Origin of the sequence: Ramlibacter pallidus, from assembly GCF_015070875.1 — a bacterium.
Classification (GTDB): Bacteria; Pseudomonadota; Gammaproteobacteria; order Burkholderiales; family Burkholderiaceae_C; genus Ramlibacter; species Ramlibacter pallidus.
Window position 1 is genome coordinate 363,019 of the sequence record NZ_JADDIV010000003.1, and the last position, 17,395, is coordinate 380,413.

The following is a 17,395-nucleotide window of genomic DNA, read 5'->3' on the forward strand; positions in this document are numbered from 1 at the left end:
CTCACTCCTGCGGCGCCTGCGTCAGCAGCGCCATCGAATGCGATACGAGTTCGAGCTTGGCGGGCGGCGCATAGCGGCGCGCGTCCGCCTCTTCGAAATGGCCTTCGGCCGTGGAGATGCGCAGGGCCCATTCGCCCACGTGCCCGGCCACCACCGGGAGCGTGAAGGTCACGTCCTCGCCGGTGGCGTTGAACACCAGCATCACCGACTGGCCCGACGCCGCCGGGGGCGCGGGCGCGAAGCGGGCATCGAGCACCGCGCCGACGCAGCGCACCGCGGGGTTGGCCCATTCCTCGGACGTCATCTCCAGGCCCCAGACGCTGTACCACACGATGTCGCGGCGGCTCTCCTCGTCGGGCTTGCCGGTCAGCCAGGTGTTGTGCCGCAGAACCGGCAGCTCGGCGCGCAGCCGGATCATGGCGGCGGTGAAATCGAGCAGCGGGTCCTGCCGGCGCGCGTCGCTCCAGTCGAACCAGCTGACCGGGTTGTCCTGGCAATAGGCGTTGTTGTTGCCGCCCTGCGTGCGGCTCATCTCGTCGCCGCCCAGCAGCAGCGGCACGCCGCGCGAGGCGAACAGCGTGGTGAGGAAGTTGCGCTTCTGCCGCTCGCGGAAGGCCAGGATCTCGGGATCGTCCGTCGGACCCTCGGCGCCGCAGTTCCAGCTGCGGTTGTGGCTTTCCCCGTCGCGGTTGTCTTCCGCATTGGCCTCGTTGTGCTTGTCGTTGTAGCTCACGAGGTCGTTGAGCGTGAAGCCGTCGTGCACCGTCACGATGTTGACGCTGGCTCGTGGCCCCCGTCGGGACGGACCGTAGATGTCGGAGGAGCCGCAAAGCGCGGCGGCGAAGTCGCCCAGCGTGCCCTCGATGCCGCGCCAGTAGTCGCGCACGCGGTCGCGGTACTGGCCGTTCCATTCGCTCCAGCCCTGCGGGAAGCCGCCGACCTGGTAGCCGTGGTCGCCCAGGTCCCAGGGCTCGGCGATCAGCTTCACGCGGCGCAGCACAGGGTCCTGCGCGACGGCGGAGAGGAAGGGGCTGCGATGGTCGAAGGCGCCATGCGCGTTGCGCGCGATCGCCGGCGTGAGGTCGAAGCGGAAGCCGTCGACGTGCATCTCCTCCACCCAGTAGCGCAGGCTGTCCATCACCACGCGCAGCATCGCCGGATGGCTGGCGTTCAAGGTGTTGCCGGTGCCGGTGAAGTCCAGGTAGTGGCGGTGGTCCTCCGTCAGGCGGTAGTAGCTGCGGTTGTCGATGCCCTTGAAGCACAGGGTCGGGCCGAGGTGGTTGCCCTCGCAGCTGTGGTTGTAGACCACGTCGAGGATCACTTCGATGCCGGCGGCGTGCAGGGCCCGCACCATGCGGCGGAACTCGTTGAGGTCGTCCGGACGGGAGAGGTAGCGCGGCTCCGGTGCGAAGAACCCGATGGTGTTGTAGCCCCAGTAGTTCGACAGGCCCAGGTCGCGCAGGCGCCGCTCGTCGTTGAAGGCCTGCACCGGCAGCAGTTCGACGGCGGTGACGCCCAGCTTCTTCAGGTGGGCGATCGCGGCTTCGCTGCCCAGGCCGGCGAAGGTGCCGCGCTGGTGCTCCGGCACCTCGGGCATCTGCTTCGTGAACCCGCGCACGTGCACCTCGTAGAAGACGCTGTCTTCCATCGGCGTCTCCGGGTGCCGGTCGTCGCCCCAGTCGAAGCGGCCATCCACCACCACGCACTTGGCGCATTCCCGTGCGTTGTCGCGGGTGTCCATGTGCAGGTCGCGCTTGTCCTGCCCCAGCGGGTAGCCGTACTGCCAGGGCGCGCCGTGCAGCGGGCGGTCCAGCAGGCGCGCGTACGGGTCGAGCAGGACCTTGTACGGGTTGCAGCGCCAGCCCTGCTGCGGCTCGTACGGGCCGTGCACGCGCACGCCGTAGCGCGTGCCGGCGCCCACGCCGGCGACGAAGCCGTGCCAGATGTCGTCGGTGCGGGCGGGGAGGACGATGCGGCGCACCTCGAGGTTGCCGCTGTCGTCGAACAGGCAGATCTCCACGCGCTCGGCGGCGCTGGCGAAGACCGCGAAGTTGACGCCGCCCTCCTGCAGGGTGGCGCCCAGCGGCCAGGGCCTGCCGTACACGGAGGGGGCCGGAGCCGGCCCAGGTTCCGCCGGCGGGCTGCTGGTGCGATGCGCGGGAGTGTCGTCGACGGCTTGCGCCGTCATGCAAGCACCTCCATGCGTGGCGCGGCCTCGCCCAGCATGGACCCGACGTCCATGGAGGCCAGGTAGGGCGAACGCGCGGCCTTGCGCGCCGGGAAGGCGCCGGCCGGCACGACGACGATGCCCGAGGGGGTGACCGAGAAGCGCTTGCGGTCCTGCTCCAGGTCGAAGCCGATCCGCTCGTCCGGCGGGATGTCGTTGTCCTGGTCGATGATGGCGCGGCGGACCTGCGCGCCGCGGCCGATGCGCGAGCGTTCCATCACGATGCAGTGTTCCAGGCGGGCGCCGCGCTCCACCAGCACGGACCGGCGCAGCATGGCGTGGTCCAGTTCGGCGCCGTCGACGATGCTGCCCGAGCCGACGACGGAGCGGTTGATCACCCCGTTCTCGATCTGGGCGGACTCGGCCTGGTCGGGGCTGGCGTAGATCGGCCACTGGCGGTTGGTCATGCGGAACTTGGGCTGGGCGCCGAGCGTGTCGAAGTGCGCCTGGTAGTACGCGTCGATCGTGCCGACGTCGCGCCAGTAGGCGTGCTCCTCGTAGGGCTCCGTGCCCGGGATCTCGTTGGTGGCGAAATCATAGGCCACCAGCTTGTGGCTCTTCACCATCGACGGCAGGATGTGCTTGCCGAAGTCGGTCTCGCCGCTTTCGTGCATGCGCTTGAGCTGCTGCAGCAGCACGTCGGCGTTGAAGATGTAGTTGCCCATCGACGCGAGCGCGTGCGTGCGGCTGCCCGGCATCGGCTTGGCGGACTTCGGCTTCTCCTTGAAGTCCACGATGCGGTGGTTGCTGTCGACGTCGACGATGCCGAACTGGTCGCAGTCGCGCAGTTCCACCGGGATGGTGGCCACGCTCGCGTGCGCCTTGCTCTGCACGTGGAAGTCGATCATCTGCCGCACGTCCATGCGGTAGATGTGGTCCGCCCCGAACACGGCCACGATGTCCGGCTGCATGCTTTCGATCAGGTGGATGTTCTGGTAGACCGCGTCGGCAGTGCCCTGGAACCACGCCGGGCCGTGCCGCATCTGCGGCGGCACCACCGTGATGAAGTGCTGCGGGATGAAGCGGGCCATGGTCCAGGATTGCCGCACGTGCTCGATCAGCGACTGCGACTTGTACTGCACCAGCAGGTAGATCGAATAGATCTCCGAGTTGACGAGGTTGGACAGCACGAAGTCCACGATCCGGTGCTTGCCGTTGAAGGGCACCGCCGGCTTGCACCGGTTGGCCGTCAGCGGGTGCAGGCGCGATCCTTCGCCGCCGGCCATCACGAAGGCCAGGACTTTTCTATTGGCGGGCATGAGCTTCTCCCTGGTTGGGGGCAATCGTTTGAATGGTTTCGTTGCAGAGGATCACGGTCCCCAGGGGCGGAACGGTGACGACGGCGCTGGCGGGCCAGCCGCCGAGCCCGTGGGGCGTGGCCTGCACCCGCCCCAGGTTGCCGACGCCGCTGCCGCCGTAGACCGCCGCGTCGCTGTTGAGGACTTCATGCCAGGTGCCGGGCGCGGGCATCGCCACCTTGAGGGCATGGCGCGGTTCCGGCGTGAGGTTGCAGATGACGACCACCTGCGCATCGGCCGGGCCGGCGCGGCGCAGGAAGGTGAGGACCGTCGGTTCGTGCCGCTCGCAGGGCAGCCAGCTGAAACCCTGTCCGTCGAAGTCGTGGACGTGCAGCGCCGGCAGCCGACGGTAAGCCGCATTGAGATCCGACACCCAGCGCGCGATGCCCGCGTGGTAGGGCCGTGCCCACAGGTGCCAGTGCAGCGTGCCTTCGTGGTGCCATTCGGCCAGCTGCCCGAACTCGCCACCCATGAACAGCAGCTTCTTGCCCGGATGGCCCCACATCAGGCCGAACAGGTTGCGCAGGCCGGCGAAGCGCTGCCACTCGTCGCCCGGCTGGCGCCCGAGCAGGCTGCCCTTGCCGTACACCACTTCGTCGTGCGAGAGCGGCAGGATGAAGTTCTCGTCGAAGGCATAGACGGCGGAGAAGCGGATGTCGTCGCCGTGCCAGTGGCGGAAGATGTGCGGCCGCGACACGTAGCGCAGCGTGTCGTTCATCCAGCCCATGTTCCACTTCATGCCGAAGCCGAGGCCGCCGTGGTGCACCGGGCGGGACACCGCGGGCCAGGCGGTGGATTCCTCGGCGATCATGTGCACGTCCGGGAACTGCGCGTAGACCGTGGTGTTCAGGTCCTGCAGGAAGCGCACCGCGTCGTGGTTCTGGTTGCCGCCATGCGCGTTGGGGATCCATTCACCGTGCCGGCGGCCGTAGTCGAGGTACAGCATCGACGCGACGGCATCCACCCGCAGCCCGTCGAAGTGGTACTTCTCCAGCCAGAAGAGGGCGTTGCTGATCAGGAAGTCGCGGACCTCGTAGCGCCCGTAGTTGAAGATCAGGCTGTTCCACTCGGGGTGGAAGCCCAGGCGGGGGTCCTCGTGCTCGTACAGCGCGGTGCCGTCGAAGCGCGCGAGCGCGTGCGGGTCCGACGGGAAGTGCGAAGGCACCCAGTCCAGGATGACGCCGATGCCGCGCTGGTGCAGCGTGTCGACGAACACCATCAGGTCCTGCGGCGTGCCGTAGCGCGACGTCGGCGCGAAGTAGCCGGTGAGCTGGTAGCCCCAGGAGCCGTAGAAGGGATGTTCCGCGATGGGCATCAGTTCCACGTGCGTGAACCCGAGGTTCTGGCAATGCGTGGCGAGGCGCTGTGCGATGTCGCGGTAGTTCAGGAACCGGCCGTCCTCCTCGCGCTGCCACGAGCCGAGGTGCACCTCGTAGATCGACATCGGCTGGTCGTGCGCCTGCCGCTGCCAGCGGGTACGCATCCACTCCTGGTCGCCCCACTCGTGCGAGAGATCCCAGATCTGCGAGGCGGTGCCCGGCGGGTGCTCCATGCGGAACGCGTAGGGGTCCGCCTTGTCCATCCAGTGGCCGTGCATGTCCTGGATGCGGTACTTGTAGCACTGGCCCGGGCGTGCGCCCGCGATGAATCCGCCCCAGCGGCCGCTGCCGTCGTCCAGGCGATGCAGCGGCTGGCAGTTCCACTGGTTGAAGCTGCCGATCACGCCGACGTTGCGCGCGTTCGGTGCCCACACCGTGAAGGCGGTTCCATTCCCGTCCGGGTGTGCCCCCATCACCTCGAACTGGCGATGGTGGTGGCTGGCCCGGCGCTGCAGCGGCGGCTGGGCGCGCGCGGGCAACTGGGGGTTCCGCTCCTCTTCGGGCAAATGGGGCTTCATGGCCTTCGTTTTGGTGAACGGCCATTCTGGAAGCGCGGGCGCTCGCGCCTTGAAGGAAGCGCAGAGCACGTCGCGTAGGTCGGAACCTACAGTCGCACAGGACGCGGGCGGTCAGCGGACCGTCCGGGGGTGGCTGACGTGGCGTGGCGTCCCGTCAGACGCCGAGTTGGTGCTACACGCCGAGGTATTGGTCGAGCAGTTCGGGCCGCGACTGCAGCTCGGCCGAGCTGCCCTGGAACACCACTTCGCCCTTGACCAGGATCACGTTGCGGTCGGTCACCTGCGTCACGTGCTTCCACGCCTTGTCGACGATGACGCTGGAGATGCCGCTGTCGCGGATCACGCCGCAGATGCGCCAGATTTCGCGCGCGATCAGAGGCGCGAGCCCTTCCGTGGCCTCGTCGAGGATGAGCACGTCCGGATTGGTCATCAGGGCGCGGCCGATCGTGAGCATCTGCTGCTCGCCGCCCGACAGCTGCTGCCCGCCATGGTTCAGGCGCTCCTTCAGGCGGGGGAAGGTGTCGAGCACGCGCTCGTAGGTCCAGTCGCGGCGGCCGTCCGTGCCGGCGCGAGCAGCCATGACGAGGTTCTCGCGCACGCTCAGGTTGCCGAAGATGCCGCGGCCTTCGGGAACGTAGGCGATCCCGAGCTGCGCGACCTCGTAGGCCGGCCGCCCCACCATGTCGCGGCCTTTCACCTCGACCGTTCCCGCGCGGGGCCGGACGATCCCCATGAGCGTCTTGAGCAGGGTGCTCTTGCCCATGCCGTTGCGCCCCATCAGGCCGATGGTTTCGCCCCGGTCCACGTGGAAGTCGACGCCGCGCAGGATGTGGCTCGCGCCGTAGTACGTCTGCAGGCCGCGGGCGGAGAGGATGCGGTCAGCCATCGGACCTCCGCCGGGCCGCCCCAAGGAGGGACGCGCCCCCTCGGGGGGCAGCGCAGTACACGAAGTGACAAGCGTGGGGGCTCATCATGCGTCTTCCCCGAGATAGGCCGATTGCACGTTCGCGTCGGCCCGCACCTGGGCCGGCGTGCCGCTGGCGATCACCTGCCCGTTGACCATCACGGTCAGGTGGTCCGCCAGCGCGAAGACGGCGTCCATGTCGTGCTCCACGAGCATCATCGCGTGGTCCTTCTTCAGGCGCAGCAGCAGTTCGACCATGCGTTCCGCTTCCGCCGTACCCATGCCGGCCAGCGGCTCGTCGAGCAGCAGCACCTCCGGATCGGTGGCGAGCGTCATGGCGATCTCCAACTGCCGCTGCTCGCCGTGGCTGGCGGCGCCGGCGACGTGGTCGCGGCGGGCCTGCAGGCCGGCGAGCTCCAGCGCCCGCTCGGCCCGTGCGTTGGCTTCCTTCACCCCGCCGGCCAGGCGCAGCCAGGCCGCCGCGTGCGGCGTGCGCGACTGCGCGGCCAGCCGCACGTTCTCCCACACCGTGAACGGCAGGAAGATGTTGGTCTTCTGGTAGCTGCGGCCCAGGCCGGCGCGCGAGATGCGCTCGGGGCTCCAGCCCGTGACGTCGCGGCCGCCGAGCGTCACCTCGCCCGCCGTCGGCACGAGGTCGCCGGAGAGCAGGTTGGTCAGCGTGGACTTGCCGGCGCCGTTCGGGCCGATGACGGCGTGGATGCGTTCGCGCCAGAGGTCCAGCGTCACGTCGTTGACGGCCGCCAGGCCGCCGAAGCGCTTGGTGAGCGCGCGCGCGGAGAGCAGCGCCTCAGTCATGCGGCGCCTCCTTGCGGCGCAGCAGGCGGTCCAGCGCGCCCAGCAGGCCGCGCGGGGCGAAGGCCACGATCAACACGATGAACAGGCCCATCCACAGCTGCCAGTGCTTGCCGGCATTGAAGCTGCCGAGGGTGGGCAGGTCCTTGGCTTCGTGCAGGAGGAATTCGAACGCGAAGGCGCCGACGATCGCGCCGGCGAAATTGCCCATGCCGCCGAGGATGACCATCATGATCGCGTGCGCGCTCATGTGGAATCCCATCAGCTCCGGGTTGATGAAGCCGGTCTGCGCGCCCCACAGGTAGCCGGCCAGGCCGGCGAGCGCGCCGGCCAGCGTGAAGGCGGCGAGCTTGTAGCCGAAGGTGCCGAAGCCCATCGCGCGCATGCGGTGCTCGTTGACGCGGATGCCGGCCAGCGTGCGGCCGAACGGGCTGAACAGCAGGCGGCGCAGGAAGAAGTACACCAGCACCAGCACCGCCAGCGTGAAGTAGTAGAAGACGCGCTTGTCCTCCAGGTCGAAGACGTGCGCGTTCGGCTTGAAGTTGATGTACAGGCCGTCCGACCCGCCCAGCACCTTGTTGTCGAAGAACAGGAAGAACACCATCTGCGCGAACGCCATGGTGACCATGATGAAGTAGATGCCGTGCGTGCGGACCACGAAGAAGCCGATGATCAGCGCGGCCAGGCCCGAAGCCCCCACCGCCAGGGGCAGCGTCCACCACAGGCTGGCCGGCTCCGCCTCCGGCGTGAGGAAGGCGAGGGCGTAGCCGGCGAGGCCGAAATAGGCCGCGTGCCCCAGCGAGACGAGCCCGGTCACGCCCTGCAGCAGGTCGAGGCTCATGGCGAAGATCGCCAGGATCATCATGCGCGCGACCATCTGCGCGTAGAAGTCGGTGGAGAAGAACGGGAAGGCCAGCAGGGCCACGAAGCCCAAGGCAAGCGCGATCTGGAGCCCGCGGGGCAAACGTTCGAGGTTGGCTTTGGCGGCGCTCATTGCTTGAACAGGCCTTCCGGTTTCCACAGGAGCACGGCCGCCATCAGCATGTACACGAGCATGCCGGCCACCTGCGGCAGCAGCACCTTGCCGAAGGTGTCGACCAGCCCGACCAGCAGCGCGGAGATCAGCGCGCCGCGCACCGACCCGATGCCGCCGATCACCACGACCACGAAGCACATGATCAGCACCTGCGAGCCCATGTTCGGATAGACGCTGGAGATGGGCGAGGCGACCATGCCGGCGATGCTGGCCAGCCCGACGCCCAGCGCGAAAACGACGGCGTGGATCAACTTGACGTTCACGCCCAGCGCCTCGGTCATCTGGTGGTTGAAGGCGCCGGCACGGATCTTCATGCCCAGGCGCGTCTTCGAGATCAGCAGGTACAGCCCGAGCGCCAGCGCGATGCACACGCCGGAGATGAAGAGGCGGTAGACGGGGTACGACAGGTTGTCCGTCAGCGGAATGGACGCCGCGAGCAGCTGGGGCACCTGCACGCCGTGCACGTCGTCGCCCCACAGGATGGAGCGCATCTCCTCGAAGATGTAGATCAGGCCGAAGGTCAGGAGCACCTGGTCGAGGTGGTCCCGGTGGTAGAAGTGCCGGAACAGAACGCGCTCGAGCACGAGGCCGAACGCGACGGAAAGGAGGGTGCCCAGCACGATGGCGAGCACCAGGCTGCCGGTCTTGGCCGAGAGCGACCAGGCCAGGTAGGCGCCCAGCATGTAGAAGGAGCCGTGCGCCAGGTTGACCACGCCCATGATGCCGAAGATCAGCGTCAGGCCCGCGGCCAGCATGAACAGGAGCAGCCCGTACTGGACGCTGTTCAGGAGCTGGATCAGGAAGTTGGCGAAATCCATCGGAGAGGAGTCAAGCAGCCTGCGTGCCAGGCCAAAAAAATGGGAGGCCGAAACCTCCCTGCGGCGAGGCGCGATGCGCCTCAGGCCATCCGGCAGCCCGCGCCGGAATCGGCCAGTGCCTTGGCGGCAATGCCGATCACCTTGTTGTCCTTGTTCTCGACGCGGCGCAGGTAGATGTCCTGCACCGGATTGTGCGACTTGCTCATGGACCACTTGCCGCGCGGGCTGTCGATCACCTGCGTTTCCAGCGCCTTGTACAGCGCCGGCTTGTTGCCCATGTCACCCTTCACGGCCGCCAGACCCTGCGCGAGGAGCAGGCCGGAGTCGTAGCCCTGCACGGAGTACACGTCCGGCTGCATCTTGAACTGCGTGGCGTAGGCCGTGCGGAACTGCTTGTTGCGCGGCGTGTCCAGCGAGTCGGCGTAGTGCATCGTGGTCATGATGCCTTCGGCGGCCGGGCCGGCGGCGTCGAGCACGCCTTCGGTCAGGAAGCCCGAACCCCACAGCGGGATGCGGTCCTTCAGGCCCGCCGCCGCGTAGTCGCGGATGAACTTGGCCGCGCCGCCACCGGCGAAGAAGCAGGCCACCGCGTCCGGGCGCAGCGAGGCGATCTCGGTGAGCAGTGCCTGGAACTCCACGTTCGGGAACGGCAGGCCGAGTTCCTTGACGATCGTGCCGCCCGCGGCGGTGTAGCTTTCCTTGAAGCCCTCGAAGGCTTCGTCGCCCGCCGCGTACTTCCAGGTGATCCACACCGTGCGCTTCAGGCCCTTGTCCATCATCGGCTTGCCCAGCGCCCGCGTGGGCTGGCTGTTGCTGAAGGAGGTGCGGAACACGTTCGGGGCGCAGAGGCCGCGCGTGGCGGCATGCACGCCGGCATTGGGGATGATGTTCAGGACGCCGGACTCGCGCGCCACGCGCTGGATGCCCATCTGCACGCCGGAGTGCACCGTCCCGATCAGCACGTCGACCTTGTCGCGCTGCACCAGGCGGTTGGCGTTCTCCACGCCCTTGGAAGGCTCGGACTCGTCGTCCACCTTGAACCACTCGATCTCGCGGCCCCCCAGCTTGCCGCCCTTTTCGGCGATGGCCATGCGCACGCCGTTCTCGATGGCGACGCCCAGCTGCGCGAAGGTGCCGGTGTAGGGCAGCATGAAGCCCACGCGGATCTTGTTGGACTGCGAACGGGCGATCTGCGGCAGCAGCAGGCCGGTGGACGCGGCGCCGACGAATGCGGCACCGCGGGACAGGACGAGGCGGCGGGTGGTCATGTGTGCTCCTTCATTGAATCGCCCGGTCGCGGGGCGGTCAGGTTTTCTGATTGTTGAGGCCTGAAGCATTTTGACCGACCCGGGCCGGCCCCCGCCACATGGCTTTCCCTCAGGTCGCCGCCGCGCGCAGCTTGAAGCGCTGGATCTTGCCGGTGGCCGTCTTCGGCAGTTCGGGCACGAAGGCGATCCAGCGCGGGTACTTGTAGGGCGCGAGGCGCGACTTCACGTGCGCCTGCAGGTCCTCCGCCGTCGCCTGCCGGCCGGACTTCAGCACCACGTAAGCCTTCGGCTTGACGAGGCCGTCGCTGTCCGCCACGCCGATGACCGCCGCCTCGAGGATGGCGTCATGCGTCATCAGGCAGGCCTCCACCTCGAAGGGGGAGACGTAGATGCCGCCCACCTTGAGCATGTCGTCGCTGCGGCCGCCGTAGGTGTAGTAGCCGTCGGCGTCGCGCGTGTACTTGTCGCCGCTGCGCGTCCACTCGCCGGCGAAGGTCGCCTTCGTCTTCGCCCGGTTGTTCCAGTACATCAGCGCCGCGCTCGGTCCGCTGATCTGCAGCTCGCCGATCTCGCCGTGGCCGCACTCGCGGCCGTCGTCGCCGACGATGCGGAGCTCGTAGCCGGGCACGGGCTGGCCGGTGGTGCCATAGCGCACCTTTCCGGGGCGGTTGGACAGGAAGATGTGCAGCATCTCGGTGGAGCCGATGCCGTCCAGGATCTCCACGCCGTATTCCGAGGTCCAGCGCTGGCCGATGTCGGCGGGCAGGGCTTCGCCGGCGCTGGTGCACACGCGCAGGTTCAGCTCGCTCTTCTTCGGCCGGGCGGCGTCGGCCAGCAACGCGGCGTACAGCGTCGGCACGCCGTAGAAGATGGTGGGCTGGAAATCCCGCAGGACGCGGAACACGTCCGTCGGCGTCGGCCGCGAGGGCAGCAGCACCGTGGTGGCGCCCACGCTCATGGGGAAGGTCAGCGCATTGCCCAGGCCATAGGCGAAGAACAGCTTGGCCGCGGAGTACACGACGTCTTCCTCGCGGATGCCCAGGACCGCGCGGCCATACAGTTCCGCCGTCTGCACCAGGTGGCCATGCAGGTGCACGGTCCCCTTGGGTGCGCCGGTGGAGCCGCTGGAATAGAGCCAGAAGCAGGGGTCGTCGCAGCAGGTGCCTGCGATTTCGGGCGTGTCCGGCCCGGAGGCGATGAGATGCGCCACCGAATGTTCGCCGGTGTCGCTGGCCACGAACACCTGCCGCAGCGTGGAGATCCGGCCGACCAGCGGCTCGAACGTCGGCAACAGCGCCTTGGAGACGAACAGGGCCTGCGCGCGCGAATCGCGCAGCATGTATTCGAAGTCCTTCGTGGTGAGCAGCGTGTTCGCCGCCACCGGCACCACGCCGGCGAGGATGCACCCCAGGAACACGACCGGCCACTCCAGCGTGTCCAGCATCGCCAGCATCACGCGGGTTTCGGGCGCATAACCCTGGGCGCGCATCGCGGCCGCGAGCCGGTGCGAGCGCGTGGCGAGCTGGCCGTAGGTCAGCGTGTCGCCGGTCGTCGCATCGACGAAGGCCACCTTGTCGGGCCGCGCCGCGTTCCGTTGCAGCAGGTCATGGGCCGCGTTGTAGTCCCGCGGGATCTCCACCCGCGGCGGGCTGGTGCTGTGGTCGGCGTGGCTCAGGTGCATGGTCTCAGGCGGCCGTCTTGTCCTTCTGCATCGCCGGGATGGCTTCCTTCTCGAGCCACTCGCGGCACCACGCGGTGCCGAGTTCCTCCGGCATGGTGCCCGCGCTGGCGTCGTGGCACCAGACCTCGCCGATGCGCTGCGCGCCCAGGCCCTGCAGGCGCTCGTCGAACTTCTTGCCGCCGAAGCAGAAGGTCTGCATGTACGTGCGGTCGCCCAGCGCGATCACGCCATAACGGACGTGGCCGAGGAACCTGGGGGCGGCGTCGAGCGACTCGTAAAGCGCGCGGGCATTGTCGGGCACGTCGCCGGAGCCGTAGGTCGACGAGCAGATGAGGTATAGCGCATCTTCGTCGAAGACCGAGATGTCCTGGCCATCCATCATCAGCACCTCGATGTCGTCCACGAGGTCCGCGCAGTCCATCTGGATGGCCTGGGCGACGTAGTCGGCCGTGCTGGTCATGGTGCCGACGAGGATCTTGAGCTTCATGTGGTTCCGATCACATGCAGTAAACTGCTTGACAGAGAAGTTGACGGAAGTATACTGCAATCTTGATCCAGCGCAAGGTTTTGCCCGAAAACGCCGCCAGCATGCAGACGATGACCGATACCGACACCCGCGCCGCCCTCGTGGCGGAGCTCGGCGCCCGCGTGCGTGCCTGGCGGGCGCGCCGCGGCATGACCCGCAAGCAGCTCGCCACCGACTCCGGCCTGTCGGAGCGTTTCCTGGCCGACGTCGAGAGCGGCAAGGGCAACGTCTCCATCTTCTCGCTGGAAGCCGCCGCCCACGCCCTGAACATCACGATCCTCGACCTGCTGCAGGACGCGCCACGACCCGCGCTGGCGCGCATCCAGACCCTGCTGGGGCGGCTGGACGACAACCAGCTGGACCAGGCCTACGGCGTGCTGGCCTCCAGCTTCGGCATGGACGACGCGCAGGGCAGGGAGCAACGCATCGCCCTGGTCGGCCTGCGCGGCGCCGGCAAGACCACGCTCGGCGCGCAGCTGGCCCAGCAGCGTGGCGTCCCTTTCATCGAGCTCGATCGCGAGATCGAGCGCGAGGCGGGCACCAGCATGAACGAGATCCTGCTGCTGCATGGGCAGGCCGGCTACCGCCGCTACGAGCGCCGCGCCCTGCTGCGCATCGCCGAGGAGCATGCGGACGGCGTGGTGATGACCACCGGCGGCAGCATCGTCAGCGAGCGCGAGACCTTCGACCTGCTGCAAAGCCACTTCTATTGCGTGTGGGTCAAGGCCAACCCCGAAGAACACATGAGCCGCGTGGTCGCCCAGGGCGACATGCGTCCCTTCAACACGCAGGGCGACGACGGCGAAGTCACGCGCAGCGCCATGGGCGAGGCGCTGGAGGACATCCGCCGCATCCTCGCCAGCCGCGAAGCCCTCTATGCCCGCGCCGACGCGGTGGTGGACACCGCCGCCCGCAGCGTGAAGCAATCCCTCAGAGACCTCGAGCGGGCCGTGCCCGCCGCGCAACCGACCACCCTGGAGACCCGATGAACGCCATGACCGAACCGCTGCTGTTCAAGCAGACGCTGGCCGGAGAAGAACGCGAGCTGGTGAGCTTCGCCACGCATCCCTCGCGCTACCGCCACTGGACGCTCTTGGTGGAGGGCGATGTCGCCCGCCTGAAGCTGGACATCGACGAGGACGGCGGCATCAAGCCCGGCTACAAGCTCAAGCTCAACAGCTATGACCTGGGCGTCGACATCGAACTGCACGACGCGGTCAACCGCATCCGTTTCGAGCACCCCGCCGTGAAGGTCGTCGTATTCGAAAGCGGCAAGGAACGCATCTGGTGCTCCGGCGCGAACATCTACATGCTGGGCGTCTCCTCGCACGCCTGGAAGGTGAACTTCTGCAAGTTCACCAACGAGACGCGCAACGGGCTGGAAGACTCCTCGCGCAACGAAGGCCTCAAGTCCGTCGCGGCCGTGACCGGCGCCTGCGCCGGCGGCGGCTACGAGCTGGCCCTGGCCTGTGACCGCATCGTGATGGTCGACGACCGCTCCTCCACGGTGAGCCTGCCGGAAGTGCCGTTGCTGGGCGTGCTGCCCGGCACCGGCGGCCTGACGCGCGTGACCGACAAGCGCAAGGTGCGCCGCGACCTCGCGGACATCTTCTGCACCACCAGCGAAGGCGTGCGCGCCGACCGCGCCCGGGAATGGAAGCTGATCGACGCCTACGCCAAGCCGCAGCAGTTCGGCCAGCTGGTGGACGCCGAGGTCGCCGCGCTGCGCGGGCAGTCCAGCCGCAGCGGTCCGGAGAAGGGCATCGAGCTCACGCCGGTGAGGGCGCAGATTGACGAACAGGGCTATCACTACGAGACGGTGGACGTGCAGGTCGACCGGGCCACGCGCATCGCGACCTTCACGGTGCAGGCGCCGAAGGCAGCGATCGAGAACCAGGCGGACGCGATCGTCGCCGCCGGCGCGAACTGGTGGCCGCTGAAGCTGGCGCGCGAGCTGGACGACGCCATCCTGAACCTGCGCACCAACGAACTGGAGATCGGCACCTGGGTGCTCAAGACGCGCGGCGACGCCAACCTGGTGATGCAGGCTGACGCGACGCTGGAGGCGAACAAGTCCCACTGGCTGGTGCGCGAAACCCTCGGCGCACTGCGCCGCACGCTGGCGCGCCTGGACGTCACCAGCCGCTCGCTGATCGCGCTGGTGGAAGAGGGCTCCTGCTTCGCCGGCACCTTCTTCGAGCTCGCCCTGGCCTGCGACCGCATCTACATGCTGGACCTGCCGGACGCGCCCGACGCCGCGCCGGCGCTGCGCCTCAACGCCGCCAACTTCGGCCGCTATCCCGAGGTGAACGGCCTCACGCGGCTGCAGACGCGCTTCAACGAGGACGCCGACACCCTCCGCCAGCTGCAGGACCTGCAGGACAGCCCGCTGCGCGCCGACCAGGCGCTGGCGCTGGGCCTGGTGACGTTGACGCCGGACGACATCGATTGGGAAGACGAGATCCGCCTGATGCTGGAAGAGCGCGCGTCGCTCTCGCCCGATGCGCTGACGGGCATGGAAGCCTCGCTGCGCTTCCCCGGCCGCGAAACCATGGAGACGCGCGTCTTCGGCCGCCTCTCCGCCTGGCAGAACTGGATCTTCATCCGCCCCAACGCGGTCGGCGAGGACGGCGCGCTGAAGCTGTTCGGCACCGGCAAGAAGGCGAAATTCGACTGGAAGCGCGTCTGACGGCGCACACGAAGGAATCACCATGAGCACCATCGACCTGCAAGCCAAGATCCCCAACAACGTGAGCCTGGCGGACAACCGGCAGCTCCAGCGAGCGCTGGAGCACTGGCAGCCCGCCTTCCTGAACTGGTGGGACGAGATGGGTCCCAGCGACTTCAAGGCCAAGGAGGTCTACCTGCGCACCGCGGTCGGCGTGGATGCGCAAGGCTGGGCCCAGTACGGCTACACGCCGATGCCCGACTACCGCTGGGGCATCTTCCTGGCCGACAAGGAAGAGAACCGCAAGATCGGCTTCGGCGACCACATGGGCGAGGACGTCTGGCAGGACGTGCCCGGCGAGTACCGCTCCACCTTCCGCCGCCTGATCGTGACGCAAGGCGACACCGAGCCCGCTTCGGTGGAGCAGCAGCGCCTGCTGGGCCACACCGCGCCTTCCCTGTACGACCTGCGCAACCTGTTCCAGGTCAACGTGGAAGAGGGCCGCCACCTGTGGGCCATGGTCTACCTGCTGCACGCGCACTTCGGCCGCGACGGCCGCGAGGAGGCGGAGGAACTGCTGATGCGCCACAGCGGCGACGCCGACAAGCCGCGCATCCTGGGCACCTTCAACGAGCCGATGGACAACTGGCTGTCCTTCTTCATGTTCACGTACTTCACGGACCGCGACGGCAAGTTCCAGCTGAAGTCCTTCGCCGAAAGCGCGTTCGACCCGCTGGCGCGCACCACGCGCTTCATGCTGACCGAGGAAGCGCACCACATGTTCGTGGGCGAGACCGGCGTCGGCCGTGTCATCAAGCGCACGCTGGAAGTGATGAAGGAGCTGGACACCGACGACTGGAAGAAGGTGCGCGAGCACGGCGCGATCGACCTGCCGACCATCCAGCGCTTCATGAACTTCTGGTTCTCCAGCTCGCTGGACCTGTTCGGCTCGGAGTCCTCGTCCAACGGGGCCAACTACTTCGCCAACGGCATCAAGGGCCGGCCGGACGAGGCCAAGTTCGCCGACCACCGCGAGATCGACACGGCGATGACGATCCACGTGCCCGACGGGCAGGGCGGCGTGAAAGAGGAGCAGGTCTCCGTGCGCAACGGCATCAACGAAGTGACGCGCCTGGAGTACGTGAAGGACTGCAACGTCGGCGTGACGCGCTGGAACATGGCGATCAAGCGCGCCGGCGTGCCCTTCGAGCTGAAGCTGCCTTCCACGCGCTTCCGCCGCCAGGTGGGGGTGTGGGCCAACGTGCCGACCACGCCGGAAGGCCAGCCGATCCCGCAGGCCGAGTTCGACGCGAAGAAGGCGGGCTGGCTGCCTTCGGAGGCCGACGTGGCCTTCGTCAAGAGCCTGATGCAGCGCGTCACCGAGCCCGGCAAGATGGCCGCCTGGATCGCGCCGCCGGACCGCGGCATCAATGCCAACCCCGTGGAATACGAGTACGTGAAGCTCTGAGCCCCGTGCCTCGGAACCGGAGAGGCGGCCCGCGGGCCGCCTTCTTCGTGCGACCGCTAGAATGCAGCCACTCGGAGCGTAGCGCAGTCTGGTAGCGCATCTGGTTTGGGACCAGAGGGTCGTAGGTTCGAATCCTATCGCTCCGACCATCCTTTCCGCGCCGTCCGGCGCCTCCCCCTCAGTTCACGCGCGGCCGCTCCAGCACGCGCGCCACGACGTCGGCCACCGCGCGCAGCGTCTGCGCATCGCGCTCTCCCAGCCAGGGGAACGGCCGGTGGCTGAAGCAGCAGACGGTGCCGTAGATGGTGCCGTCCGACAGCCGGATCGGCACGCTCAGGTGGGCGCCCACGCCGACCGCTTGCGTCGCGGGCATCGCCGCGCTCACCGGGTGCGCACGCGCGTCCCGGATCACTTGCGGCAGGCGGCCGTCGACGACCTTCTGGCAGTAGCTTTCCTCGCGCGGGCCCGCGTCGCCGGAACGGACGGTCACCGGGACACCCGCCGCGGTGCGCACCCAGCGCAGCACGCGGCTGCCCTCGACGAACTGCGAGACGAAGACGACGTCCATCTTCAGCTGTTCGCGCACCTTCTCCAGCAGTTCGCTCAGCCGCGCGAGGCGGCAGTCCTGCGCGCCGTCGGCCGTGGCCACGGCGAACCCTTCCTCGATGGCGATGAAGTCGGGATGCTCCACCGACTGCTGCGGTGCTGGGGTCATACCGCCGTCCAGTCTGCCACCGCTGGCGGGAGCCGGGTCGTGAAGAACTGCGCGGAGGGCGCCGGCCAGAGCTGCG

14 protein-coding genes and 1 tRNA gene are annotated in these 17,395 nt (G+C 68.2%); 4 read left to right on the forward strand and 11 right to left on the reverse strand.

What is annotated here, in order from left to right:
* Position 1: 1 nt before the first annotated feature.
* The 10 genes from glgX to IM787_RS10990 all read right to left on the reverse strand — a co-directional run bounded on the left by glgX (position 2) and on the right by IM787_RS10990 (position 12,429).
* Positions 2 to 2,188, reverse strand: coding sequence for a glycogen debranching protein GlgX (gene glgX, locus IM787_RS10945; RefSeq protein WP_193676700.1), 2,187 nt, complete (start codon positions 2,186 to 2,188; stop codon positions 2 to 4).
* Complete coding sequence (glgC, locus tag IM787_RS10950) at positions 2,185 to 3,486, reverse strand: glucose-1-phosphate adenylyltransferase (protein WP_193676701.1); 1,302 nt, start codon at positions 3,484 to 3,486, stop codon at positions 2,185 to 2,187. Before glgC ends, glgX begins: the two co-directional genes overlap by 4 nt.
* On the reverse strand, positions 3,473 to 5,422 hold the full coding sequence (gene glgB / locus IM787_RS10955; RefSeq protein ID WP_193676702.1) for a 1,4-alpha-glucan branching protein GlgB: 1,950 nt from the start codon (positions 5,420 to 5,422) through the stop codon (positions 3,473 to 3,475). The genes glgC and glgB overlap by 14 nt, the downstream gene beginning before the upstream one ends.
* Before the next feature lie 172 nt (positions 5,423 to 5,594).
* The gene (locus tag IM787_RS10960) at positions 5,595 to 6,308 is read right to left on the reverse strand and encodes an ABC transporter ATP-binding protein (protein ID WP_193676703.1); all 714 of its coding nucleotides are present in this window, start codon (positions 6,306 to 6,308) and stop codon (positions 5,595 to 5,597) included.
* A gap of 84 nt (positions 6,309 to 6,392) precedes the next feature.
* Positions 6,393 to 7,142: an ABC transporter ATP-binding protein gene (locus IM787_RS10965; RefSeq protein WP_193676704.1), complete on the reverse strand. Its 750-nt coding sequence runs from the start codon at positions 7,140 to 7,142 to the stop codon at positions 6,393 to 6,395.
* Complete coding sequence (locus IM787_RS10970) at positions 7,135 to 8,133, reverse strand: branched-chain amino acid ABC transporter permease (RefSeq protein ID WP_193676705.1); 999 nt, start codon at positions 8,131 to 8,133, stop codon at positions 7,135 to 7,137. The genes IM787_RS10965 and IM787_RS10970 overlap by 8 nt, the downstream gene beginning before the upstream one ends.
* On the reverse strand, positions 8,130 to 8,993 hold the full coding sequence (locus IM787_RS10975) for a branched-chain amino acid ABC transporter permease (protein WP_193676706.1): 864 nt from the start codon (positions 8,991 to 8,993) through the stop codon (positions 8,130 to 8,132). The genes IM787_RS10970 and IM787_RS10975 overlap by 4 nt, the downstream gene beginning before the upstream one ends.
* Positions 8,994 to 9,073: 80 nt before the next feature.
* Positions 9,074 to 10,261, reverse strand: a complete 1,188-nt coding sequence (locus IM787_RS10980; protein ID WP_193676707.1) for an ABC transporter substrate-binding protein — start codon at positions 10,259 to 10,261, stop codon at positions 9,074 to 9,076.
* Between the two features lie 109 nt (positions 10,262 to 10,370).
* Positions 10,371 to 11,942: a benzoate-CoA ligase family protein gene (locus IM787_RS10985; RefSeq protein ID WP_193676708.1), complete on the reverse strand. Its 1,572-nt coding sequence runs from the start codon at positions 11,940 to 11,942 to the stop codon at positions 10,371 to 10,373.
* 4 nt (positions 11,943 to 11,946) lie between these two features.
* A complete protein-coding gene (locus IM787_RS10990; protein WP_193676709.1) occupies positions 11,947 to 12,429 on the reverse strand; it encodes a flavodoxin domain-containing protein in 483 nt (160 codons plus the stop codon).
* A gap of 101 nt (positions 12,430 to 12,530) precedes the next feature.
* Between IM787_RS10990 and IM787_RS10995 the strand changes: the two genes are divergently transcribed.
* The 4 genes from IM787_RS10995 (at position 12,531) to IM787_RS11010 (ending at position 16,753) form a co-directional block, all read left to right on the forward strand.
* Positions 12,531 to 13,457 carry a helix-turn-helix transcriptional regulator gene (locus IM787_RS10995; protein WP_193677107.1) on the forward strand — a complete coding sequence of 309 codons (927 nt, stop codon included), beginning with the start codon at positions 12,531 to 12,533 and terminating at the stop codon, positions 13,455 to 13,457.
* A complete protein-coding gene (boxC, locus tag IM787_RS11000) occupies positions 13,454 to 15,157 on the forward strand; it encodes a 2,3-epoxybenzoyl-CoA dihydrolase (RefSeq protein ID WP_193676710.1) in 1,704 nt (567 codons plus the stop codon). Before IM787_RS10995 ends, boxC begins: the two co-directional genes overlap by 4 nt.
* A 22-nt stretch (positions 15,158 to 15,179) precedes the next feature.
* A complete protein-coding gene (boxB, locus tag IM787_RS11005) occupies positions 15,180 to 16,604 on the forward strand; it encodes a benzoyl-CoA 2,3-epoxidase subunit BoxB (RefSeq protein ID WP_193676711.1) in 1,425 nt (474 codons plus the stop codon).
* A 72-nt stretch (positions 16,605 to 16,676) separates the two neighbouring features.
* Positions 16,677 to 16,753: transfer RNA gene (locus IM787_RS11010), tRNA-Pro, on the forward strand.
* Between the two features lie 29 nt (positions 16,754 to 16,782).
* Here the strand turns inward: IM787_RS11010 and IM787_RS11015 are convergent.
* Positions 16,783 to 17,319, reverse strand: coding sequence for a GAF domain-containing protein (locus IM787_RS11015; RefSeq protein ID WP_193676712.1), 537 nt, complete (start codon positions 17,317 to 17,319; stop codon positions 16,783 to 16,785).
* Between the last annotated feature and the right edge of the window lie 76 nt (positions 17,320 to 17,395).

Excerpts from the sequence above, each read along its gene's own strand:
- glgX (WP_193676700.1), bottom strand. The coding sequence starts at position 2,188 with ATGACGGCGCAAGCCGTCGACGACACTCCCGCGCATCGCACCAGCAGC.
- glgC (WP_193676701.1), bottom strand. The coding sequence starts at position 3,486 with ATGCCCGCCAATAGAAAAGTCCTGGCCTTCGTGATGGCCGGCGGCGAA.
- glgB (WP_193676702.1), bottom strand. The coding sequence starts at position 5,422 with ATGAAGCCCCATTTGCCCGAAGAGGAGCGGAACCCCCAGTTGCCCGCG.
- IM787_RS10960 (WP_193676703.1), bottom strand. The coding sequence starts at position 6,308 with ATGGCTGACCGCATCCTCTCCGCCCGCGGCCTGCAGACGTACTACGGC.
- IM787_RS10965 (WP_193676704.1), bottom strand. The coding sequence starts at position 7,142 with ATGACTGAGGCGCTGCTCTCCGCGCGCGCGCTCACCAAGCGCTTCGGC.
- IM787_RS10970 (WP_193676705.1), bottom strand. The coding sequence starts at position 8,133 with ATGAGCGCCGCCAAAGCCAACCTCGAACGTTTGCCCCGCGGGCTCCAG.
- IM787_RS10975 (WP_193676706.1), bottom strand. The coding sequence starts at position 8,993 with ATGGATTTCGCCAACTTCCTGATCCAGCTCCTGAACAGCGTCCAGTAC.
- IM787_RS10980 (WP_193676707.1), bottom strand. The coding sequence starts at position 10,261 with ATGACCACCCGCCGCCTCGTCCTGTCCCGCGGTGCCGCATTCGTCGGC.
- IM787_RS10985 (WP_193676708.1), bottom strand. The coding sequence starts at position 11,942 with ATGCACCTGAGCCACGCCGACCACAGCACCAGCCCGCCGCGGGTGGAG.
- IM787_RS10990 (WP_193676709.1), bottom strand. The coding sequence starts at position 12,429 with ATGAAGCTCAAGATCCTCGTCGGCACCATGACCAGCACGGCCGACTAC.
- IM787_RS10995 (WP_193677107.1), top strand. The coding sequence starts at position 12,531 with ATGCAGACGATGACCGATACCGACACCCGCGCCGCCCTCGTGGCGGAG.
- boxC (WP_193676710.1), top strand. The coding sequence starts at position 13,454 with ATGAACGCCATGACCGAACCGCTGCTGTTCAAGCAGACGCTGGCCGGA.
- boxB (WP_193676711.1), top strand. The coding sequence starts at position 15,180 with ATGAGCACCATCGACCTGCAAGCCAAGATCCCCAACAACGTGAGCCTG.
- IM787_RS11015 (WP_193676712.1), bottom strand. The coding sequence starts at position 17,319 with ATGACCCCAGCACCGCAGCAGTCGGTGGAGCATCCCGACTTCATCGCC.